This window comes from Embleya sp. NPDC001921, assembly GCF_053594475.1.
Genome location: NZ_JBSFEO010000002.1, coordinates 326,539 through 349,406, shown reverse-complemented (window position 1 = coordinate 349,406; position 22,868 = coordinate 326,539). Strand labels below are relative to the sequence as shown.

General features: G+C 74.3%; 15 protein-coding genes. 13 read left to right on the top strand and 2 right to left on the bottom strand.

Annotated features, from left to right (window positions below; all coding sequences use genetic code 11):
* Position 1 precedes the first annotated feature (1 nt).
* From ACWCPW_RS03250 to ACWCPW_RS03200, 11 genes are all read left to right on the top strand, one after another.
* A complete protein-coding gene (locus ACWCPW_RS03250; RefSeq protein WP_360306263.1) occupies positions 2-658 on the top strand; it encodes a methionine ABC transporter permease in 657 nt (218 codons plus the stop codon).
* Between the two features lie 80 nt (positions 659-738).
* Positions 739-1,560 (top strand): MetQ/NlpA family ABC transporter substrate-binding protein, encoded by an 822-nt coding sequence (locus tag ACWCPW_RS03245; protein WP_449759851.1) that lies wholly within the window; start codon positions 739-741, stop codon positions 1,558-1,560.
* 405 nt (positions 1,561-1,965) lie between these two features.
* Positions 1,966-4,023 (top strand): putative cobaltochelatase, encoded by a 2,058-nt coding sequence (locus tag ACWCPW_RS03240; RefSeq protein ID WP_449759850.1) that lies wholly within the window; start codon positions 1,966-1,968, stop codon positions 4,021-4,023.
* 109 nt (positions 4,024-4,132) lie between these two features.
* A complete protein-coding gene (cobO, locus tag ACWCPW_RS03235) occupies positions 4,133-4,747 on the top strand; it encodes a cob(I)yrinic acid a,c-diamide adenosyltransferase (RefSeq protein WP_449759849.1) in 615 nt (204 codons plus the stop codon).
* Positions 4,744-6,204: a cobyrinate a,c-diamide synthase gene (locus ACWCPW_RS03230; RefSeq protein ID WP_449759848.1), complete on the top strand. Its 1,461-nt coding sequence runs from the start codon at positions 4,744-4,746 to the stop codon at positions 6,202-6,204. The genes cobO and ACWCPW_RS03230 overlap by 4 nt, the downstream gene beginning before the upstream one ends.
* A 120-nt stretch (positions 6,205-6,324) precedes the next feature.
* The gene (gene cbiE / locus ACWCPW_RS03225; protein WP_449759847.1) at positions 6,325-7,539 is read left to right on the top strand and encodes a precorrin-6y C5,15-methyltransferase (decarboxylating) subunit CbiE; all 1,215 of its coding nucleotides are present in this window, start codon (positions 6,325-6,327) and stop codon (positions 7,537-7,539) included.
* Positions 7,540-7,775: 236 nt separating this feature from the next.
* On the top strand, positions 7,776-8,291 hold the full coding sequence (locus tag ACWCPW_RS03220) for a cobalamin biosynthesis protein (RefSeq protein WP_449759846.1): 516 nt from the start codon (positions 7,776-7,778) through the stop codon (positions 8,289-8,291).
* Positions 8,292-8,476: 185 nt separating this feature from the next.
* A complete protein-coding gene (cobC, locus tag ACWCPW_RS03215) occupies positions 8,477-9,580 on the top strand; it encodes an Rv2231c family pyridoxal phosphate-dependent protein CobC (protein WP_449759845.1) in 1,104 nt (367 codons plus the stop codon).
* A complete protein-coding gene (cobT, locus tag ACWCPW_RS03210; RefSeq protein WP_449759844.1) occupies positions 9,577-14,991 on the top strand; it encodes a nicotinate-nucleotide--dimethylbenzimidazole phosphoribosyltransferase in 5,415 nt (1,804 codons plus the stop codon). The genes cobC and cobT overlap by 4 nt, the downstream gene beginning before the upstream one ends.
* 285 nt (positions 14,992-15,276) lie before the next feature.
* Positions 15,277-16,500, top strand: a complete 1,224-nt coding sequence (gene cobA, locus ACWCPW_RS03205; protein ID WP_449759843.1) for a uroporphyrinogen-III C-methyltransferase — start codon at positions 15,277-15,279, stop codon at positions 16,498-16,500.
* Between the two features lie 253 nt (positions 16,501-16,753).
* Complete coding sequence (locus ACWCPW_RS03200; RefSeq protein ID WP_449759842.1) at positions 16,754-17,557, top strand: TrmH family RNA methyltransferase; 804 nt, start codon at positions 16,754-16,756, stop codon at positions 17,555-17,557.
* A 70-nt stretch (positions 17,558-17,627) separates the two neighbouring features.
* Here the strand turns inward: ACWCPW_RS03200 and ACWCPW_RS03195 are convergent, their stop codons facing one another.
* Positions 17,628-18,521, bottom strand: coding sequence for a hypothetical protein (locus ACWCPW_RS03195; protein WP_449759841.1), 894 nt, complete (start codon positions 18,519-18,521; stop codon positions 17,628-17,630).
* Positions 18,522-18,933: 412 nt separating this feature from the next.
* Here ACWCPW_RS03195 and ACWCPW_RS03190 point away from each other — a divergent pair, with 412 nt between their 5' ends.
* Positions 18,934-20,052, top strand: a complete 1,119-nt coding sequence (locus ACWCPW_RS03190; protein WP_449759840.1) for a DUF2637 domain-containing protein — start codon at positions 18,934-18,936, stop codon at positions 20,050-20,052.
* A 265-nt stretch (positions 20,053-20,317) separates the two neighbouring features.
* Here the strand turns inward: ACWCPW_RS03190 and ACWCPW_RS03185 are convergent, their stop codons facing one another.
* Positions 20,318-22,423, bottom strand: a complete 2,106-nt coding sequence (locus tag ACWCPW_RS03185; protein ID WP_449759839.1) for a protein kinase domain-containing protein — start codon at positions 22,421-22,423, stop codon at positions 20,318-20,320.
* Between the two features lie 197 nt (positions 22,424-22,620).
* Here ACWCPW_RS03185 and ACWCPW_RS03180 point away from each other — a divergent pair, with 197 nt between their 5' ends.
* Positions 22,621-22,848 carry a hypothetical protein gene (locus tag ACWCPW_RS03180; protein WP_395872162.1) on the top strand — a complete coding sequence of 76 codons (228 nt, stop codon included), beginning with the start codon at positions 22,621-22,623 and terminating at the stop codon, positions 22,846-22,848.
* The last annotated feature ends 20 nt before the right edge of the window (positions 22,849-22,868 follow it).

The window sequence follows — 22,868 nt, the reverse complement described above, 5'->3', positions numbered from 1 at the left end:
GATGACCTGGTCCGAGATGCGGCCACTGCTGGAGACCGCGACCCAGGAGACGCTGTACATGGTCGGCGTCGCGACGCTGATCACCGTGCTGATCGGGTTGCCGATCGGGCTCCTGCTCGTGCTCACCGACCGGGGCGGCCCGCTCGCCTTCGCGCCGGCGAACAAGCTGCTCGGACTGGTGGTCAACGTGGGCCGCTCGGTCCCGTTCCTGATCCTGCTGGTCGCGCTGATCCCGTTCACCCGATGGGTGACCGGGACCACGATCGGCACCGACGCCGCGATCGTGCCGCTGACCGTGGGCGCCATCCCGTTCTTCGCCCGCCTGGTGGAGACCGCGGTGCGCGAGGTGGACCGGGGCCTGATCGAGGCCGCGCAGTCGATGGGTGCGAGCACGATCACCATCGTGCGCAAGGTGCTCGTGCGCGAGGCGGTGCCCTCGATCATCTCCGCGATCACCGTGACCATCGTCGCGATCGTCGGCTACTCCGCGATGGCGGGCGTGGTCGGCGGCGGCGGACTCGGCGACCTGGCCATCCGCTACGGCTACCAGCGGTTCGAGACGAACCTGATGCTCGTGACCATCGCGGTGCTCGTGGTGCTGGTGCAACTCGTGCAATTCCTCGGCGATCTGCTCTCCCGCAGGCTCGCCCACCGATAAGGCGTCCGTCCCCGGACCCGTTCCACGACGCGAGGCGACCCACGCCCGCGTACTCCGTACCACCAGGAAAGGCACTCTTCGTGCGTATCAACAAGTTCGTCGCGCTCACCGCCGTCGCCGCCCTCGGACTGGGTCTCGCCGCCTGCGGCAGTGACGACAAGAAGGGCTCGTCCGCGTCCGACCCGCTCAAGGTCGCCGCCTCCTCCGTCCCGCACGCGCAGATCCTGAAGTACATCAAGGACAACCTCGCCGGGAAGGAGGGCCTGAAGCTGGACGTCAAGGAGTTCGCCGACTACACCCAGCAGAACCCGGCCCTGGACGAGGGCAACGTCGACGCCAACTTCTTCCAGCACAAGCCCTACCTGGAGGAGTTCAACAAGGAGAAGAAGACCAGCCTGGTCCCGGTCGTGCCGGTGCACCTGGAACCGCTGGCGCTCTACTCCAAGAAGGTCAAGTCGCTCGCCGAGCTCAAGGAGGGCGCGACCGTCGCGTTCCCCAACGACGCCACCAACGGCGGCCGCGCGCTCAAGCTGCTCGCCGACAACGGCGTGATCAAGCTCAAGGACGGCGCGGGCACCACGGCGACCGAGAAGGACGTCGTGGACAACCCGAAGAAGCTCAAGTTCAAGGCGATCGAGGCGGCCCAGCTGCCCCGTGCGCTGGACGACGTGGACGGCGCGGTGATCAACGGCAACTACGCGTTGGACGCCAAGCTGACCCCGGGCAAGGACGGCATCGCGGTGGAGAAGGCGGAGAACAACCCGTACGCGAACGTCCTGGTGGTCAAGAAGGGCAAGGAGAACGACCCGCGCGTGCAGAAGCTGGCCAAGCTGCTGAACTCGCCCGAGGTGAAGAAGTACATCGCCGACGAGTACAAGGGCAACGTGCTCCCCGCGTTCTGACCCGCGCACCGCGCACACACCACGGCCCCCGTCGCCAGGCGGGGGCCGTGGCGCGTCCGAGGGCGTATGAGAGGCTGTCGACGACAGCAGGGAAGGAATCCGGCGTATCGCGCGGAGCGCCTTCGGGCCCGGTGTCGAGGTGTGTTCGCGTTCTCCACGAGGGTTCGGGCACTCCTCGACACCGGAACGTCCGACGGAGGCGGCGCGGTGCGACAACCCGGAGCGGTCCCGCCACTGTGAACGCGCGCCGTCCGGCGGGCGTGAGCCAGAGACTTGCCGCTGTCCGGGGCCCGGGTCACGGGTCCCGCCACCGACCAGGGCGTGGACACCCGAGGGAGGCCGACGGCGCATGCCTGCGTGCTTTGTGACAACCTGCGGCATATCGAGCGGTGCGGGGCGACGCGGATGAGCGCCGCCTACCCGTTCTCCGCGATCGTCGGCCTGGCCGACCTGCGGCTGGCGCTCGTGCTCAACGCGGTCTCGCCCGCCGTCGGCGGCGTGCTCGTGCGCGGCGAGAAGGGCACGGCCAAGTCGACCATGGTCCGCGCCCTCGCCGGTCAGTTGCCCGAGGTCGCGGTGGTGCCCGGGTGCCGCTTCTCGTGTGATCCGGGCTCCCCGGACGGGCAGTGCCCGGACGGCCCGCACGACCCCGCGATCGCCGGGACCGCGCGGGCCGCGCGGCTGGTCGAACTGCCGGTCGGCGCCAGCGAGGACCGGCTGGCCGGCTCGTTGGACATCGAACGTGCCCTGACCGAGGGCGTCAAGGCGTACGAGCCCGGCCTGCTGGCCGCCGCGCACCGCGGCGTGCTCTACGTCGACGAGGTCAACCTGCTGCACGACCACCTGGTGGACCTGCTCCTGGACGCGGCCGCGATGGGCACCTCGCACGTCGAGCGCGAAGGGGTGTCCGTGCGGCACGCCGCGCGGTTCCTGCTCGTGGGCACGATGAACCCGGAAGAGGGCGAACTGCGCCCGCAGTTGCTCGACCGCTTCGGGCTCACCGTCGAGGTCGCCGCCAGCCGGGAGCCGCGCGAGCGGGCCGAGGTGGTGCGCCGGCGATTGGCCTACGAGGCCGACCCCGACGCGTTCGCGGCCCGCTGGGCGCACGAGGACGCCGACCTGGCCGAGCGCATCCTGCGTGCCCGGACGCTGCTGGCCGACGTCCTGCTGCCGGACGCCGAGTTGGAGCGGATAGCGCGCGTGTGCGCCTCGTTCGAGGTGGACGGGATGCGCGCGGACCTGGTCACGGCGCGCACCTCGATCGCGCTGGCCGCGTGGCACGGCCGCACCGAGGTCACCGCCGAGGACGTACGGCAGGCCGCGCTGCTCGCGCTGCCGCACCGCCGGCGGCGCAACCCGTTCGACGCGCCGGGGCTGGACGAGGAGCACCTCGACGAGGCGCTGCGCGACCCGGACGAGCCGGAACCCGAGCCCGAGCCCGAACCGGAGGGGGACGGGCCGGACGGCGGTGGGTCGCCGCCGCCGGACGCGGACGGGTCGGACGGGTCGGACGGGTCGGACGGGTCGGGGAGCGCGGCCCGGGCGCCCGAGCGGACCGAGGCGGCTCCCACCTCGGCGCCCGGTACCGAGGACGCGCCCGTCGAGGGCGCGCCCACCGCCGCGGGCGGCGGGCGGGAACAGGCCGCCGTGGCGGCGGCCGAGCCGTACCGCACCCGGCTGTTCGCGGTACCCGGTGTGGGGCAGGGCGCGGCCGGGCGGCGTTCGCGCGCGCGGACCGCGAGCGGGCGCACCACCGGCTCGCAGGTCGCGGCCGGCCGGGTGACCCGGCTGCACGTCGCGGCCACGGTGCGCGCGGCGGCGCTGCACCAGAAGGCGCGTGGGCGGACCGGGGCGGGGCTGCTGTTGCGGCGCGCGGATCTGCGCGAGGCGGTCCGCGAGGGCCGCGAGGGCAACCTGGTGTTGTTCGTGGTCGACGCGTCCGGGTCGATGGCGGCGCGCAAGCGCATGCGCGCGGTCAAGGGCGCGGTGTTGTCCTTGCTCCTGGACGCCTACCAGCGACGGGACAAGGTCGGCCTGGTCACCTTCCGGGGCGCGGACGCCTCGCTGGTGTTGCCGCCGACCTCCTCGGTCGAGATCGGCGCGGCCCGACTGGCCGCGCTGGCGACCGGCGGACGCACCCCGGTGGGCGCCGGACTGCTGCGCGCGCACGAGACGTTGCGGGTGGAGCGGCTGCGCGATCCGCTGCGCCGGCCGCTGGTGGTCGTGGTCACCGACGGCCGGGCGACGGGCGGCCGGGACGCGCTGGGCGAGAGCCGGCGCGCGGCCCGGTTGTTGGCGACGACGGGGGCCGCCTCGCTGGTGGTGGACTGCGAGAGCGGTCCGGTGCGGCTGGGACTGGCGGTGCGGCTGGCCGGCGACCTGGGCGGGCCGGTGGTGACACTGGACGAACTGGCGGCCGACGGCCTGGCGGGGCTGGTCCGGGACGTGCGTTCGGTGGCTTGATCCGGTCGGTGACCGGGCCCGCGCCGGCCGGCCGGGGTTCGCCCCGGCGGGCGGCCGGGCGACTGTACGAGACCTGCCTCGACGTTTCCAAGGACACAGGGAGGAAACCATGCCGCAAGGCGTTCCCACGCACGTTCCCGCCGACGGGCTGACCACGCGTCAGCGTCGGAACCGGGCGCTGGTCGTCGTGCACACCGGCCCCGGCAAGGGCAAGTCCACCGCCGCGTTCGGACTGGCCCTGCGCGGCTGGAACCAGGGCTGGCCGATCGGGGTGTTCCAGTTCGTGAAGTCGGCGAAGTGGAAGGTCGGCGAGGAGACCGTGCTGCGCACCCTCGGGCGGCTGCACACCGAGACCGGCGAGGGTGGTCCGGTCACCTGGCACAAGATGGGTGAGGGCTGGTCCTGGATCCAGCGCGAGGGCACCCAGGAGGACCACGCCGAGGCGGCCCGGCAGGGCTGGGAGCAGATCAAGCGCGACCTGGCCGCCGAGACCTATCGGGTGTACGTGCTCGACGAGTTCACCTACCCGATGAAGTGGGGCTGGGTGGACGTGGACGAGGTGGTCGCGGTGCTGCGCGACCGGCCCGGCAGCCAGCACGTGGTGATCACCGGCCGCGACGCCGACCCGCGCCTGATCGAGGCGGCCGACCTCGTCACCGAGATGACCAAGATCAAGCACCCGATGGACGCGGGACAAAAGGGCCAGCGAGGCATCGAGTGGTGAGTGGTCCGGCGCTGCCGCGCGTGGTGATCGCCGCGCCCGCCTCCGGGCACGGCAAGACCACCGTCGCCACCGGGCTGATCGCGGCGTTCACCCGGCGCGGCGACACGGTCTCACCGCACAAGGTGGGGCCGGACTACATCGACCCCGGCTACCACGCGCTCGCGGCCGGCCGGCCCGGGCGCAACCTCGACCCGTTCCTGGTCGGCGAGGAACGCATCGCGCCACTGTTCGCGCACGGCGCGCGCGGCGCCGATCTGGCGGTCGTCGAGGGTGTGATGGGCATGTTCGACGGCGCGGCCGGACGCGGCGGGTACGCCTCCACCGCGCACGTCGCGCGCCTGCTCGCGGCGCCGGTGATCCTGGTCGTGGACGCGCGGGCGCAGAGCCGCTCGGTGGCCGCGCTCGTGCGCGGGTTCGACGCGTTCGACCCGGACGTGGGCGTGGCCGGGGTGATCCTGAACCGGGTCGGCTCGGACCGGCACGAGAGCATGCTGCGCGAGGCGCTGGACGAGATCGGTGTGCCGGTCCTGGGTGTGCTGCGCCGGCACGACGCGATCGCCAAGCCCGCCCGGCATCTGGGCTTGGTCCCGGTCGCCGAGCGGCACACCGACGCGGTGCGCACGGTGGACGCGCTCGGCGAACTGATCGCGCGCGGCGTGGACCTGGCCGAGGTGCGGCGGATCGCGGCGAGCGCGGGAGCGCTGCCCGACGCGCCGTGGGACCCGGTGCGCGAGGTGGGCGGCGCGATCCCCGGGCGGCCCACGATCGCCGTCGCGGGCGGCTCGGCGTTCACCTTCGCGTACGCCGAGACCGCCGAACTGCTCGACGCGGCCGGGGCGGACGTGGTCACCGTCGACCCGCTGCGGGACGAGCGGTTGCCGGCGGGCACGGCGGGACTGGTGGTGGGCGGCGGCTTTCCCGAGGTGTACGCGGCGGAGCTGGCGGCCAACGCGACGCTGCGCGCGGACGTGGTGGCGCTGGCCGCGCGCGGTGGCCCGATCGCGGCCGAGTGCGCGGGGCTGCTGTACCTGGCCCGGACCCTGGACGGCGCGCCGATGTGCGGCGTGCTGGACGCCGACGCGCGGATGACCGAGCGGCTGACCCTCGGCTATCGGGAGGCGACGGCCGCGCACGACTCGGTGCTCGCCGAGACCGGTCGGGTGGTCCGGGGACACGAGTTCCACCGCACGACGCTCACCCCTCGGGCCGGGCGCCGAGCGGCGTGGAGCCTGGGCGACTCCGGCCTGGAGGGGCACATCGCCGGGTCGGTGCACGCGTCGTACCTGCACGCGCACTGGGCCGGCGTGCCGGATCTGGCCCGGCGGTTCGCCCGCTCCTGCGCGCTCGCGGTCGAGCCGACGGGCGCGGGCGCGGCGGGTGCGCGAGGGCGGGTCCCGGACGGCGCGGGTGGGTCGCCGGTCACCGACCGGAGGGAAGGGACCACGCTCGGGCGGTGATCGGCGCAACCCGCGACGGCGGCGCCGACGTCGTGTCGGGTGTACGGGCACCCCGTCGGGGATGTCGCCGCATGACCACGCGCGGAACCCCCCGGGGTTCGGCACGGCGAGGGGATGGCCATGGCTGATCGGGTGACCGTGATCGGGTACGACGGCGGACCGCTGTCGGCACCGGCGGTGGAGGCGATCCGGACGGCGACCCTGGTGGCCGGTTCGGAACGGCTGTTGGCCGCCGTCACGGTCCCCGAGGGCGCGGAGCGGGTGGTGCTGGGCAACGTGCACGTGGCCGCGCAGCGGATCGGCGCGCATCGCGGCATAGCGGTCGTGCTGGCGGTCGGCGACCCGGGGTTCTTCGGCATCGTGCGGCTGCTGCGCCGGCCCGAGTACGGCCTGGAGTTGGAGATCGTGCCCGCGGTCTCCTCCGTCGCGCGGGCCTTCGCCCGGGCCGCGATGCCCTGGGACGACGCGCGGGTGGTCAGTGCCCTGGGCCGGGACGTGCGGCGCGCGGCGAACGTGTGCCGGGCGTTCGGGAAGGTCGCGGTGCTCACCGGTCCCGGCGCGGGTCCGGCCGAACTCGCCGCGCTGCTCCCGGATGTGCCGCGCACGTTCGTGGTGTGCGAGCGCCTGGGCACCGAGCGGGAGGAGATCTCGATGGTCTCCGCCGAGCACGCGATGGAGCACGAGTGGTCCGACGTGGACGTGGTGATCGTGATCGGGCCGGCTCCGCGCGCGGGTGCGGCGGCGGGCTGGTTGGCCGGGGAACGCCCGGGCTTTCCCGGCCCGGTGCGCGGGTGGGCGGTGGCGGAGGACGCGTACGCGCATCGGACCGGTGCGATCACCCGTGCCGAGGTGCGCGCGTTGGCGGTGGCCCGAATCGGCCCCAGGCTCGGCGATCTGGTGTGGGACATCGGGGCGGGCAGCGGTTCGGTGGCCGTGGAGTGCGCGCGGCACGGCGCGGCGGTGGTCGCGGTCGAGCGGGAGGCGTTCGGGTGCGATCTGATCGCCGAGAACGCGAACCGATTCGGGGTGGAAATACAGGTGGTGCACGGTAAGGCGCCCGAGGTGTTGTCTCGATTGCCGCTGCCGGACGTGGTGTTCGTGGGTGGCGGCGGACCCTCGACGGTGGCCGCGTGCGCGGCGCGGCGGCCGGAGCGGATCGTCGCGGCGATGTCCGAGGTGGATCGGGTGGCCGAGGCCCGCGCGGTGCTGGAGCGGGCGGGCTACACGGTGGAGGGATGCCTGCTACAGGCATCGCGGTTGTCGCCGGTCGACGGCGGTGCGCGGCGGCTGGATCCGGCGCATCCGGTGTTCGTGGTGTGGGGGGACCGTTCTTGACGGGGGATGGGGTGTGGGGTGGGCGGACGGCCGGTTCGGGGGCGGGTGTCGCGGCGGTGGGTGCTTCGGTGGGGAGCGGTTCGGGGGCGGGTGCTCCTGCGGAAGGTGCTTCGGCGGAGGGTGATCCCGCGAAGGGTTCTTCGGCGGAGGGCGCTTCGGCGGAGGGTGCTCCCGGGGCGGGCGCTCCCGCGGAAGGTGACTCGGTGGAGGGTGTTTCGGCGGGTCGGGTTTCGGCCATGGAGGGTGGCGCGGGGTCGGGCGGGCGGGATCTGGTGGTCGGGGTCGGGGCGGCGCGCGGGGTGGGCGCGGAGGAGGTGCGCGCGAGCGTGTGCGCCGTGCTCGCGCGGGCCGGTCTGGAGCGTTCGGCGGTGCTGGCGCTGGTGACCGTGGCGGCCAGGGCGGACGAGCCGGGGCTGGTCGCCGGGGCGGAGTTGCTGGGGCTGCCGTTGTTCACCCGCGCGGCGGGGGAGCTGGCCGAGGTGCCGGTGCCGCATCCGAGCGAGCGGGTCCGGGCGGCGGTCGGGACGCCGGGCGTGGCCGAGGCCGCCGCGTGTCTGGGGCCGGTATCGGGCGCGCCGGTGGGCGAGTTGCTGGTGGCCAAGACACGCGGCGTGGGGGAGCGGCCGCGCTGTACGGTGGCGGTCGCCCGGCACGGTCGCGCGGTCGACGCGCCGGCCGGGGGGCGTGCCGACGCGGGTTCGGGACCGGCGGGTGGGTCGGTCGACGCGCGGGCGGGGCGACAAACGTCGTGATCGATGCGGAAATGGGCGGACTTGGCGGTGGGGCGGTCGAGTTCGCGCGGCGAAGCGGTCGGGAAGTGCCGGCTCACGGTCAACGCCGGGACCCCGGCCGTCGGACCGGGCACCATCACCACCATCATGGACACGAACGACACGGGCGGGGCAGGGGCACCGGGCAGGGGTACGGGAACCACGACATGGGCAGTGACGCGATGACGGAACTCGACGGGCCCACTCCCGACGAACGGGACGGCACACCGGGCGCGCGCGTCGAACCGGACGTGGATCTGCGCCATCACGGTGACGCCGAGATCGGGCCGGGCCTGGTCGACCTCGCGGTCAACGTCCGCCTCGCGGCCCCGCCGCCGTGGCTGGTGCGGCGGCTCACCGCGAGCCTGGCCGACCTGGCCGCCTACCCCGACACCGGCCGGGCCCGGGCCGCGATCGCCGCGCGGCATCGGCGGCCGGTCGCCGAGGTGTTGCCCACGGCGGGCGCCGCCGAGGCGTTCGTACTGCTCGCCCGGGCGTTGACCCCGCGTCACGCGGTGATCGTGCACCCGCAGTTCACCGAGCCCGAGGCCGCGTTGCGGGCAGCCGGACACGCCGTGCACCGGGTGCTGCTCGACGCGGAGAGCGGCTTCGTGCTGGACCCGGCCCGGATCCCCGACGAGGCCGATCTGGTGGTCCTGGGCAACCCCACCAACCCCACCTCGGTGCTGCATCCGGCGGAGACCATCGCCGCGCTGGCACGTCCCGGCCGGATCCTGGTGGTCGACGAGGCGTTCGCCGACACCATTCCCGGCGAACTCGAAAGTGTGGCGCACCGACGCGACCTGCCCGGGCTCGTGGTTGTGCGAAGTCTCACGAAAACCTGGGCGTTGGCCGGACTTCGGATCGGTTACGTCCTGGCTTCCCCGGATCTGGTGCGCATCCTCGAGGACGCTCAGCCGTTGTGGTCGGTGTCGACACCGGCGTTGATCGCCGCCGAGGCGTGCTGCACGCCGGAGGCGCTCGCGCAGGCGGAGGCGTTGGCCGTTACGCTCGCGGCTGACCGTTCGTACCTCGTGGAGAGGCTGCGCACGCTTTCGGGGATGCGGCTACCGGTCGTTCCCCGGTCCTCGTTCGTGCTCGCGCGGATCGAGGGGGGCCCAGAGATCCGCGAGCAGCTGAGGGAGCGAGGCTACGCGGTTCGGCGGGCCGACACCTTTCCGGGCCTGGGTCCGGACTGGCTTCGGATCGCGGTGCGGGATCGTGCCACGACGCTGGCCTTCGCGGCTGCCCTGGAAGGAGTAGTTAGATGAGCGAAGCCGACGAGCGCCGACCTGCCGGGGAGGGCGTGGGCCCTGGCCCCGCCAGGCACGCCGCCGGCACCGGCCCGGTCGGGGAACCGGCCGGTCCGTATCCGTACGACGATCTGGACGACGAGGACTCGCTGTTGATGCCGGGGCCGCAGGCCGGCTGGGCCGATCCGAACGCCGCGGTGACGGGCGCGCCGGGGATGTCCCTGGCCGACCGGATGGCCGCGGCCGGCGACGACGCGTCGGGACAGGTTCCGGTGCCGCCGGTCGAGCAGGCGTACGACGCCGTGCCCGGCCCGCAGTCCGGCATGTTCGCCACGATGATCATCGACGAACCGGAATTGCCGGTGACCCAGGTCGCGCCGATGACGGCCGGTCAGATCCCGTATCCGCCCGGTCCCATGACTCCGCATCAGGAAGTCCCGCAGCCGGTCCAGGGGTTCGGCCCCGGGGAGTACGGCGCGCCGCAGGGCGTGGCCGAGCCGTATCCGGCGCCGGCCCAGGGTGGTCCGGTGCAGGGAGCGCCGATCCAGGGTGTGCCCGCGCAGGGTGGCCCGGTGCAGGGTGGATCGGCCCAGGGGGCCGCCGTACCGGATGTGCACGTACCGGGTGTGCCCGCGCCGCTGCCGGCGCAGGCGGCGCCCGTTGTACCGCCGCCCGCCGCACCGCAGTTCGTGGCGCCGCGGTTCGTGCCGCCGGGCGCCGCGCAGCCGGTCGCCGGGTACGGCTCGGATGCACCGGTGGCGCCGGATCGCGCGCCGGTCGAGGCCGGGTCCGAGGCGACTTCGAACGTGACGCCGAACGCGACGCCGAGTGCGACGCCGAGCCCGGTGGCGAACCCGGCCGGCGATCCGGTGCCCTCGGCGTTCGCCGAGCAGGCCGGGACCGGTGGCGGGCGGTTGCGGCAGCGCGTGCGTGCGGCGCAGAGCGTGGACCAGCCGCAGGCGGTCCAGCCGGCTCAGCCGCAGCCGATCCAGGCGGTCCAGCCGGCTCAGCCGGTCCAACAGGCTCAGCAGACGCAGGAATCCGGGCAGGTCCAGGAGCCGGTGGCGCCGCAGCAGCCGGCGCAACCGGTCGGCGGGAATCCGGTGGACACCCCGCCGTTCCCGGTCGCCGCCGCCGTGCCGCAGCGCACCACGCTGCCGCCGCGTCGGCAGCGTCGGGTGGGGCGCGGCCCGGTGCCCCAGCAGAGCGGCCCACACAGTGGCGCGCATCCCGTGGGCGACGCGGTGAACACCGGCATCCCCGTGCAGGCGACGCCGGCGCACGCGCTGCCGCTGGTACCGCCGCCGCCGGCCCCCGCGCCGCAGCCGCCCGCGCCGGCACCGGTCGAACCGCCGCCGGTCGCGCCGGTCGCCGAGCGGCCCGCGCCGCCGGCCACGCCCGCGCAGGGGGTGACCGCGCCGGCCATACCGCAACCGTTGCCCGGTGTGCCGCCGCAGCCCGCGCATCCCAGGTTCGTCCAGGCCGCGCCGGACGCGGTCGTCACCGCGTTGGCCGGGCAGACCGCTCCGCAGGCCGCCGTTCCCACGCCCGTCGCGGGGCCGATCGGCAGCGCGGAGGCGGCCGGTTCGGTGCCGCCGGGTGTGGCCGACGCGCCACCGCGGGCGGCCGAGCCCGCATCGGCGCCCGAGTCCGCACCGCAGGTCGCGCCGGACCAGGCCGTGGCCGAGGCCGGGCCGTCGGTTGCCGCCACACAGCAGGAGCACGCCGAACCGCCGGTGGCGGCCGAGCCGGTGCCGGCGGTCGCGGCCGTCGCGCCCGTCGTGCCGGAAGGCAGCGGAGGTCGGCGACGCAAGCCCGAGACCGGGTCGGCCTCGGCCGAGTCCGGTGAGCACGGGGCGACTCCCGTCGTCGAAGGCCCGATCGGTCCGGTCCCACCGCCCGAGCCGGTGACCGCGCAGGTCGCGGAGGAGACCGCGGCGGCATCGCCGACGGCAGCACCGGCCGAACCGGCCGCGCCTGTCGCCGGTGCGGTCGAGTCGCCGGATGCGGCGGCGTCGAACGCGGGTCCGTCGGCGACCGAGGTGCCGGCGGAGGCCGCGCCGGTCGCGACGGCCGTGCCGGCGAAGCCGGTTGCGGCGGAGACGCCGTCCGAGGGTTCGATCGCGGCGCCGACCGAGCCGACCGCCCCGGTCGAGCCGACTGCTCCGGTCGAGCCGGGCGCGGCGGGCGTACAGCCGGCCGGGTCGCAGGTCGAGACCGGTGGCGTCGACGTGGTCGCGCCGGAAGACGGTGCGCCCCGGGCGTCCGGGAGCGCGACGGCGGCAGTGGCCGGGGAGCCGGGTGTCGAGTCGGCACCGGTCGCGCCGGCCGTGTCCGCCGGCTCCGGGGAGGCGTCGGTACCGGTCGCGCAGGCCGATTCGGCCACGCCGACGGCGCCGACCGAGCCGTCCGTACAGCCGGTGCAGACCGCGCCGTCGCCGTCGACCGGGCCGACCGCGCCCGTCGAGCAGGCCGCGTCGGTTGTGCGGGCCGTGCCGGTCACGCCGACCGCCGCTGCCTGGATCGAGCAGGGTGCGTCCGCCGAACCCGCGGGGGCCGGAGCGGCTTCGGCCGAGCCGTCCGCGCGGGGTCGGGGTGCCGAGCCATCGGGCGAGGCGCCGCCTGTCGCCGAGGCCGTTCCGGTCGCGGCACCGGCCGAGCAACCGGTGGCCGCCGCCGAAGCGGTCGCCGAGGCCGCACCGGTCGCGGTCGCCGCGGGCGAGGCATCCGCCGAGGCGACTCCGGTCGCCCCCGCGGACGACGCGTCGGCCGACTCGACCCCGGCCGCGCTTGCGACCGAGGCGCCCGTCGCCGGCGATCCGGTCGGGCCCACATCCGCCGGACCGACCACGCCGTCCGTCGCGGCGGAGCAGGTCGCGGAGGAGATCCCGGCGCCGCGGGCCGCCGGCGAGCAGCAGGCGCCCGCGACGGCCCCCGAGCCCGTCGCGGCACCGACGCCGGCCGAGGCCGCGCCGGCCGCCGGTCCGGTCCCGGCCGGGTCGGCCGGATCCACCGCCGCCGACCCGGCAGTTCCACGTACGTCCGACGAAGGCACCGCCATGCAAGGCCCCGAGGTAACGCCCACCGCCGAGCCGGATCGGCAGCCGCAGCCCGCGGCCGTCGCCGGAACCGGAACCGGAACCGGAACCGGAACCGGCGAGATTCCCAGGATCCCGCCGCCCCCGGCCGATCCGGTCGGCGCCCTGCCGATCGCACCGGCTCGGGATGATGCGGCTCAGGGTGGGCCGGCAGCGGGCGAACCGGTACCGGGCGGGCCGGCTCAGGCCGGCCCGGCCGAGGCGGTCGCGGCGGAGGCAACGGCTCCGACCGGGCCCACGTCTACCGGGCCCGTCGGCGAGGCGCCCGCGGGTGACACGCCGGCGACCGGCGACGGTGGTGCGGCTGCCGACGGTGACGCGGCGGGCGAGCCCGTCTCGGCGACCGCCGTCACCGTGCTGCTGCCCGCCACCGAACGTCCGGTCGCGGCCGAACCGGCAGCGGCGGCGGACGGTTCCGCGCCGGCTCCGGCCGAGGAGTCGACGTCGGAGGTGGTCGCGGCCGAGTCGGTGACGCCCGACGCGGGCGCACCGGTCGAGACGCCCGCCGAGTCCGAGGCCGCCGCCACGCCGGAGCAGGAGCAGGAGCAGGAACAGGAGCAGGAGCAGGAGCAGGAGCCCGAGGTCGAGCGTGGTCCGGCCGCGCCCGGTTACGACGACGCGGCGCGCGAGGCGGTGCATCGGGTGATGCGCGAGCGCCGGGACGTCCGGGCCGGTTTCCGACCGGATCCGGTGCCGGACGACGTGCTGGTGCGGGTGCTGGAGGCCGCGCACGCGGCGCCCAGCGTCGGCTACTCGCAGCCGTGGGACTTCGTGGTGATCCGCTCCGAGGAGACCCGGGTCACCGTCCAGGAACTGGCCCAGCGGCAGCGCGAGGCGTACGCGACCTCACTGCCCAAGGCCCGGGCCAAGCAGTTCCTGGAGATCAAGGTCGAGGCCATCCTGGAGACCCCGGTCAACATCGTGGTCACCGTGGACTCCACGCGCGGCGGTCGGCACACGCTCGGGCGGCACACCCAGCCGCAGATGGGCCCGTACTCCAGCGCGCTCGCGGTGGAGAACCTGTGGCTCGCCGCGCGGGCCGAGGGCCTGGGCGTGGGCTGGGTGAGCTTCTTCGACGAGCGGGAGCTGGCCACGGCGCTCGGCCTGCCCGACCACATCGACGTGGTCGCCTACCTGTGCGTCGGCTACGTGGACGCCTTCCCGGACGAGCCGGAGCTGGCCACGTCGGGCTGGGCCAAGGCCCGGCCGCTGTCGTGGGTGGTGCACGAGGAGACGTACGGCCGGCGCGGCCTGCCGGGCGAGGACCCGGTCAGCCTGCTCGACGAGACGCTCCACTCGGTCCGACCGCTCGACGCCAAGGCGCTGGGCGCGGCGTGGGAGCACCAGCGCGTGATGACCAAGCCGCCGGGCTCGCTGGGCATCCTGGAGACGATCGGCGCGCAGTTGTCCGGGCTGGCCCGGACCTTCCCGCCGCCGATTCCGGAGCCGGCGGCCGTCGCGGTGTTCGCCGCCGACCACGGCGTGCACGCGCAGGGCGTGTCGCCGTGGCCGCAGGAGGTCACCGCCCAGATGGTGGGCAACTTCCTCGCCGGCGGCGCGGTGGTCAACGCGTTCGCCAAGCAGATCGGCGTCGAGGTGTGCGTCGTGGACGTCGGCGTCGCGACCGAGCTGCCGCAGGCGTCCGGACTGCTCCCGCGTCGGATCCGGCCGGGCACCGGTGACATGACCCAGGGCCTCGCGATGACCCGCGAGGAGGCCGTCGCGGCGATCGAGGTCGGCATCGAGACCGCCCGCGACCTGGTCACCGCTGGTAACCGGGGCCTGCTCACCGGCGACATGGGCATCGCCAACACGACCGCGTCCGCCGCGCTGATCTCGGTGTTCACGGGCATGGACGTGGCCGAGGTGACCGGGCGGGGCACCGGGATCGACGATGCGACGCACCGGCGCAAGATCGAGGTGGTCAAGGCGGCGCTCGCGCGGCACGAACCCGACCCGGGTGACCCGATCGGAGTACTGGCCGCGGTCGGCGGTCTCGAGCACGCGGCGATCGCCGGCTACATCATCGGCGCGGCGGCGCTGCGCGTCCCGGTGGTGCTCGACGGCGTGATCGCCGGCGCGGCGGCGCTGGTCGCGCAGGCGATCGCGCCGGAGGCGATCCAGGCCTGTGTCGCGGGCCACCGTTCGGCCGAACCCGGCCACGCGGCGGCTCTGGCGAAGTTGTCGCTGCGTCCGCTCGTCGAGCTGGAGATGCGGCTCGGCGAGGGCACCGGCGCGGTGCTCGCGCTGCCCCTGGTGCAGAGCGCGGTCCGCGTACTGCACGATGTGGCCACGTTCGACTCGGCGGGGGTCAGCGGCAAAACCGACTGATTTCGACCCCCGCCCGCAGCAGCCGAAGGGCACCTCGGCCACGATGGAGTGGCAGAGGTGCCCTTTCCGCGCGGGAAAACGCCGAGACGGTGCCGGTATCGCCGAGGCGGTGCCGGTGCAACGCCGGAGCGACACCCGGACCGGAGCCGGTGTCGGTGCCGGCTTCGACGTCGGCGTGGACGTCGGTGTCGACGTCGACTCGATCACCGGAAAACCCGAGAACCCGAGAACCCGAGAACCCGTACCCGTACCCAGAGCACCCGCCCCACCCGAAAAGTGAGAACGATGTCCCGACTTCCTGGTCCTCCCGCCTATCCCGCCGGCCTGCGCCTGGAGGGGCGCCGGGTCGTCGTGGTCGGCGCCGGTACGGTCGCCCAGCGCCGTCTGCCCGCCCTGCTCGACGCCGGCGCGGACGTCCTCGTGGTCGCCCCCGAGGCGACGCCGGCCGTCGAGGGCATGGCGACCGGCGGCGAACTGCGGTGGGCGCGGCGCGCCTACGCGCCCGGTGACCTGGACGGCGCCTGGTACGCGCTGGCCGCGACCGACCTGGCCGAGGTCAACGAGGCGGTGGCCGCGGACGCCGAGGAGCTGCGGGTGTTCTGCGTGCGCTGCGACGACGCGTCGCACGCCAGCGCGTGGACGCCGGCCAGCGGCCGGCACGACGGACTCACCGTGGCGGTGCTCGCGGGTGGCGACCCCCGGCGGGCGGCGGGGGTGCGGGATCGCATCGTCGAGGGCCTGCACGACGGCTCGCTGGCCGCACGGGGGGAGCGCCCGGTCGGTGTGCTTCCGGGCGTGGCCCTGGTCGGTGGCGGCCCCGGTGATCCGGACCTGATCACCGTGCGCGGCCGGCGACTGCTCGCCGAGGCCGACGTGGTGATCGCCGACCGGCTGGGCCCGCGGGCGCTGCTCGGCGAGCTGCCGCCGCACGTCGAGGTGATCGACGCGGCGAAGATCCCGTACGGGCGGGCGATGGCCCAGGAGGCGATCAACGACGCGATGATCGAGCACGCCAAGGCGGGGCGGTTCGTGGTCCGGCTCAAGGGCGGCGACAACTACGTCTTCGGCCGGGGCTTCGAGGAGGCGCTCGCGTGCGCCGAGGCGGGCGTGCCGTGCCAGGTGGTGCCCGGGATCACCAGCGCGATCTCGGTGCCGGCCATAGCCGGCATCCCGGTCACCCACCGGGGTGTCGCGCACGAGTTCGCCGTGGTCTCGGGGCATGTCGCGCCGGAGGACCCGCGCTCGCTGGTGGACTGGGCGGCACTCGCGCGGCTGCGCGGGACGCTCGTGCTGCTGATGGCGGTGGAGCGGCTCGGGCCGATCACCGCGGCACTGGTCGCGCACGGGCGGGCGGAGGACACGCCGGTGGCGGTGATCCAGGAGGGCACGATGGCCACCCAGCGGGTGTTGCGCACGACGCTGGCTTCGGCCGCGGCCGATGTGGCGGCGGAGGGCATTCGGCCTCCGGCCATCGTGGTGATCGGTGACGTGGTCGCGCTCACGGGCTGAACGGTTGCCGGGCGGCTACGGGGGTGGGGGCCTGTGGTCCGGGTGTCCTCGGGCGCCGGTCGCGCCGAGTTCGGTGGGCCGGGCGGGGTGGTTGCAGTTCGCGGGCGCCTGCGGCGCGCGTCCTCGAACGCCGGACGGGCGGTCGGTGGCCGGATGGGCGAGGTCGGTGCCGGACCGTGGGTTGGCTGCCGGGTCGGTGGGCGGGTTGGTGGGGGCTGTCGGGGGGTGTCGGGTGGGCTGGGAGACTGAGGGGGTGTCCGTGATTCTGCTTGACGACTGTGCCGACCCGCGGCTTGTGGATTACACCGATCTGACCGATGTGGAGCTGCGTCGTCGTCGTGAACCGGCCGAGGGGCTGTTCATGGCGGAGGGCGAGAAGGTGATCCGTCGGGCGCTCGCGGCGGGTTACCCGATGCGGTCGATGCTGCTGTCGGAGCGTTGGATCGCGACGATGGCGGACGTGATCGAGGCCGCCGATGCGCCGGTGTACGTGGGCAGTCCGGATGTGGTCGAGCGGGTGACGGGCTATCAGGTACATCGCGGCGCGCTCGCCTCGATGGGCCGACAGCCGTTGCCGGCGGCGGCCGAGGTGGTGGCCCGGGCGCGGCGGGTCGCGGTTCTGGAGGGTGTCAACGACCACACCAACGTGGGCGCGATCTTCCGTGGTGCGGCGGCGCTGGGCATGGACGCCGTGCTGTTGTCGCCGGACTGCGCGGACCCGCTGTACCGGCGTTCGGTGAAGGTCTCGATGGGGGCGGTGTTCTCGGTGCCCTATGCCCGACTCGAGCCGTGGCCCGGCGGGCTGGACGTGTTGCGCGGAGCCGGTCTGACGCTGCTCGCGCTGACCCCCGCCGAGGGTTCGGTCGCGCTCAACGAACTGCCGGCGGCGGATCTGGACCGGTGTGCGCTGATGCTCGGTGCCGAGGGGCCCGGGCTCACCGCGAAGGCGCTCGCCGCGGCCGATCGGCTGGTGCGGATCCCGATGTCGCACGGGGTCGACTCGCTCAACGTGGGCGCCGCGGCGGCGGTCGCCTTCTACGCGGTTACGTTCGGCTGAACCCGCTGAACCCGCTGAACCCGCTGAACCCGCTGAACCGGGCGAACCGGGTGGGCCCGGGTGGGCCGGTTCAGTCGTCGGCCGGGTCGGCCTCCCGGCGTTCGTACGGGGTCGGGCCCGAGCGCTGGATGTCGTTGATCGAGCGGGTCTCGTAGAGCGCCGGCCGGTGGACCACGCGGCGCCCGCGCATCCGCTCCTTGCGGATCTCGGTGCCCCGGACCCAGATGTGTCGGCGGACCGGGTCGCCCTCGTGGTGGCCCGGGCCGGCGTGCCGGTCCGGTGGCACCGGGAGCGACCGGATCTCGCGGCGCGCGGTGCGGGCCGCGCTGACCCGGCGGCGGAAGTCGTGGAAGATCTGGAACTCGTAGTGGTGCAGGTACTCGTAGGCCATCGGGGCCTTCGCGGACACCTCGAGGCTTGCGATCAGCACCGCCTCGCGCAGCAGCGCGTCGGTGTTCCCGGGCAGGACCAACAGTCCGTCGCGCACCGTATGGTGCGGCTTGCGCTTGCGCCGACGCTCCCGCTCCCAGTCCCAGGGCGGCTGCGGATGCTCCCGCTGCCATGCCTCCCGGTCGGCGAGTGCCGCGGTCAGGCCGTGGGTCTGCCAGCGCACGGTGCCGTCCGGGGTGGCCGGCGCGGGCAACAGTTTGCGCAAGTCGCGTGCGGCCCGGCCACCGAAGGGTGTGCGCTCGGTCGCGAAGAGCACGATGGGCAAGGACGGTTCGGCCTCGAACGGGGTCGGGGTCAGGAACCGTCGATCGATCACCACGAGGGTGTTCTCGTGCCGCCCGTAGGCCAGGCCCCACAGCAGCCGGGCGAACAGCCGGGCCCCGGCCCGGTCGGACAGCACGTGCCAGGAGTCGTGAAAGTGGTTGACGGCGAATCGGGCCGTGGTGGAGGGTCGCAACGTGATCAGCGTGTACGGTCGTCCGTCCAGGTAAGCGGCGGTCCGATGCAGTTTCATCCGATCGTCCGCGTCCGTTTTTGCACCCGAACGCCCGTCATTGTGTGTTTGGTTGGTAGTGATCTGCTTCCTCTTTCTTCCTGCCCATTGATAGGTTTCTTCCGATTGCTCGGAATTGAGCGCAAGGCCCTTCCCTAATTTCTCCCAGGACATGCCGATCGTGTCATGCCAATTTCGATCGAATGTGATCTTGGACTAGCGTGTGCGCGGAAGTGCAGTACGGTCGAGCGTCGCCCTAATTGGCGCAGTGGCCTGTTGGGGTCGCACGGGCGGCCGAAAAAGTGGTTGTGCAGGGGAATGTGCTGTCACCCACACGCGGGATATTCGGTGGATTCGACCCGCACCAGGCGAAATTCCGCCAGTATGGGGCGCCGCGCAATCGGATCAGGAACGGGAAGCGAGGCAAAGCTCGTTGGAGATCATGGGTGTACCCCTGGCCTGGGCCCTCGTCGGCTTGGCGGAACTGGTCGCCCTTATGGCGCTTGTGGCGTATCTGGTCGTCCGACGCCGCAAGGTCGACGCGACGGATACCGGGGAAGGGTCCGACAACTGGGAGCGTGAGCAGGACCGTCGGCGGCGCAAGGAGCTGATGTACGGGGTCGCCTCGTACACCCTGCTGTTCGTCTGCGCCGGTGTCGCGGCCGCGCTGTCGTTCCACGGCCTGGTCGGCTTCGGCCGGGAGAACCTCGGGTTGGCCAACGGCTGGGAGTACCTGGTGCCGTTCGGGCTCGACGGGGCGGCGATGTTCTGCTCCGTGCTCGCGGTGCGCGAGGCCAGCCACGGTGACGCGGCGCTCGGCTCGCGGATACTGGTCTGGACGTTCGCGGGTGCCTCGGCCTGGTTCAACTGGGTGCACGCGCCGCGCGGCGACATGCACGCCGGTGCCCCGCAGTTCTTCGCCGGCATGTCGCTCTCCGCGGCCGTCCTGTTCGACCGTGCGCTCAAGCAGACCCGTCGGGCCGCGTTGCGCGAACAGGGCCTGGTCCCGCGTCCGTTGCCGCAGATCCGGATCGTGCGGTGGCTGCGTGCCCCGCACGAGACATTCAACGCGTGGTCGCTCATGCTGCTCGAAGGCGTGCGCACCCTCGACGAGGCCGTCGAGGAGGTCCGCGAGGACAAGCGTGCCAAGCAGGACGATCGCGAGCGTCGCCGGATCGACGGCAAGCGCGAGCGCGCGCAGCTCAAGGCGCTCAGTCGCGGCGAGGGTGGTGGCCACTTCGGCCGTCGCGGTGCCGCGCGTCAGGAAATGGCTGCTCTGCCGGGAGGTGGCGGCTCCGAAGCACTCTCGGAGCCTGCTATAGCCGGAAACGACGTTTCCGGCCACGGCGGCTCAGCCGATGCGAACAACCCTTCCGGCCGTCCGGCTCTTGCCCCCTCCGCGCGAGCGAGCGAGCTCCCGGCGGCGACTGGCGGCACCGGTGGCGAGCGGCGCGACGTCATCGACCTCACTGCCGAGGACGACACGATGACGCTGCCCCGGCTCGACTCGCTGGAGCGCAAACTGAAGGACCTGGAGCGCCAGTTCGGCTGAGGCCGGGCAGCACGATCCGCTCACCCGACGAGATGTGATCCGATCGATCCACGACGAGGGGCACCCGGCTTCGGCCGGGTGCCCCTCGTCGTGTCGGTCGGTAGTGGGTGCCCGGTGGTCGTCGTCCCGGTCCGGACGGCGACCGCGTGGTTGTCGCGCGCCGGTCGTCTCGTGCCCCTCGCCGGTCGGCTCGACGATCACGGTGCCGGGCGGGCACGGGGCACGGTGCGGAGTAGGGGGCGCGCCCGTTCGGTCGGGCGGCGCCTCACGCCCCGGCGGGGACCAGCACGCCGTCGGGGCCGACGACGTAGCGGGTGGTCACGTCCGGGACGTCCACGTAGGAGCGGATGCGCACGATCGCGCCGTCGGCGACCGTCCATCGGGTGGCCACCGCCTGCGGATCGGCGGCCGCCGCCAGCGCCGCCACCGCGACCGGCGTCCCGTTGGCGAACCGGAAGAGTTCGACCAGGTGGGTCGCCGCGCCGCCGGCACCGGGGGAGCGGGTGAGCACCACGATCACCGCCGGCGCGCCGTCCAGGCTTGCCGGGACCACGTCGCCGAGGGTGATCCGGTCGCTGCCGACCACCGCCGTGCCGTCGGCGAGGGTGACGCCCGCGCCGCCCGCGGACGGGTCCGCGTAGGTGCGGTCGGACCAGTCGGCGATCGGGATCGTGCCGTGCGCCGGGCCGATCCGGAACGGGCCGGGAGCCGGCGGGGCCTGGGCGGGCTCGGCGGCGGTCGTGGTCTTCACGCCGTCGTCGCCGTCCCCGCCGTCGTTCTGGAACGCGGCGATGGCGAACGCGGCGATGGCGGTCACCACGACGAATACGATCAACTGCTGGATCAGCAACCGCCGTCGGTCCTCCGGCCGGCGCCGGCGCGGAGTGCCGCTCCCGGCACGCGAGCGCGGCCCGTGGTCGACCCGGCCGGCGCGCTCGGCGCGGTCGGTACGCTCCTGGCGGTCCGGCGCCGCGCCACGCGCCGGGTCACCGCGCTCGGTGCGTTCGCCGCGGGTGAGGTCGTGCCGCCCGGAGTCGTGCCGCCCGGCATCGCCCCGACCCGCCTCGTGCCGAATCGGGTCCGGCCGCCCGCCGTCGGTCGAACGCCCGTCCTGCCCACGGCTGTCGTGGCCGCGTCCTTCGTGTCCACGGCCCTCGTGCGCGCGCCCTTCGTGCCCCCGCGCGTCGGGTCGCCCGCCTTCGGGTCGCCCGTCGGGCCGGGTCGAATCGTGCCGGCCCGCATCGTGCCGGCCCGACTCCGGTCGGGTCGTCGAGCGCCCGTCGCCCGGCAGCCGTCCGGAATCCGCCCGGCCCGAGTCGGCACGGCCCGCCGAGGACCGGTCGGCACGCGTGTCCTCGTCCCGGCGCGCGCTCTCCCGACGGGCCGCCTCGCGCCTGGTCCGATCCCGCTCCCGATCCCGTTCGCGCGGCGCGGCCGGGGCCGTCGGGCCGCCGTCGCCCCGCGCCGCGCCGCCTTGACCCTTGGTCGCGACCGAGGCGGCCGCGCTCGAGGCCGTCGCCTCCAGGCCGCGGGCCGGCGTACCGCGTTCGGCCTCGCGCTGACGGGCGATCGCGGCCAGCCGCTCGCGGACCTGCTCGGCCGAGGGCCGCATCCGCGGATCCTTGGACAGGCAGGCCGAGATCAACGGCACCACCTGCTCCGGCACGCCCTCCAGGTCCGGCTCCTCGTGGACGACCCGATACAGCAGCGCGTCCACCGGCCCCGACCCGAACGGCGGGGCGCCGCGGCCCGCGTAGGCGAGCGTGACGCCGAGCGCGAATATGTCGGTGGCCGGGGTCACGGTCTGCCCGCGCACCTGCTCCGGGGCCAGAAATCCCGGTGAGCCGACCGCCGTTCCGGTCACCGTCAGGGTGCCGGCGCCGTCCGCGTAGGCGATTCCGAAGTCGATGATCTGCGGGCCGTCCGGCGACAACAGGATGTTGGACGGCTTCACGTCGCGGTGCACGACGCCGACCGCGTGCACGGACACCAGGCCGTCGGCCACCGCCGATCCGACCCGGGCCAGGTCCAGGCAGCCCAGCGGGCCGCGCTCGCCGACCCGGCGCTGGAGCGAGGGCCCGGGGACGTACACGGTGGCCAGCCAGGGGCGGTCGGCGCCCGCGTCGGCGTCCACCAGCGCGGCCGTACGGTTGCCGCGCACCATCGCCGCGGCGGCCACCTCGCGCGCGAAGCGGGAGCGGAACTCCGGGTTTCCGGCCAGCTCTTGGCGGATCAGCTTGAGCGCGACCCGGGTGCCGTGCCGGTCCACGCCGAGATAGACCACGCCCATGCCGCCGGCCCCGAGACGACGCAGCAACCGATAGGACCCGACGATGCGCGGATCCTGCCGTCGCAGCCGCACCATCGTCATGTGTGACCGATCCCCTCGCGTGGTGCCGTCGTCCGGGTGTCGTGTGCCCGGATCCCCTGTGCGACACACGTTAGAGGAACCCCGGCGCCCGGCGCGGTAAGGCGCCCCGGAGTCGGGCCGGGACCACCCCCATCGGGGAGACGGTCGATGTCGGACCTGTGGGAGAAGATGGAGGTAATCGGTCGAAGGGGGCACGTATGAAGGGCGATCGGGTCGAGATAGTGGTCGACGCGGGCGACAGCACCAAGACCTACGAGATGACCGCGACGCGCGCGGGGCGCCGGGTGGACGTCGCGGTCCGCCGCGGCGTCGTCGAGGTGAGCGAACTGACCCGCACCGGCACGGTGGTGCGGACCGCGCGGTTCATGGCCAGTCGTGTGCTCGCGCTGGTCGAACAACCGCTGGACCGCCCCGGCGCGGACTGAGCGCGCCCCGGGCGGTCGCC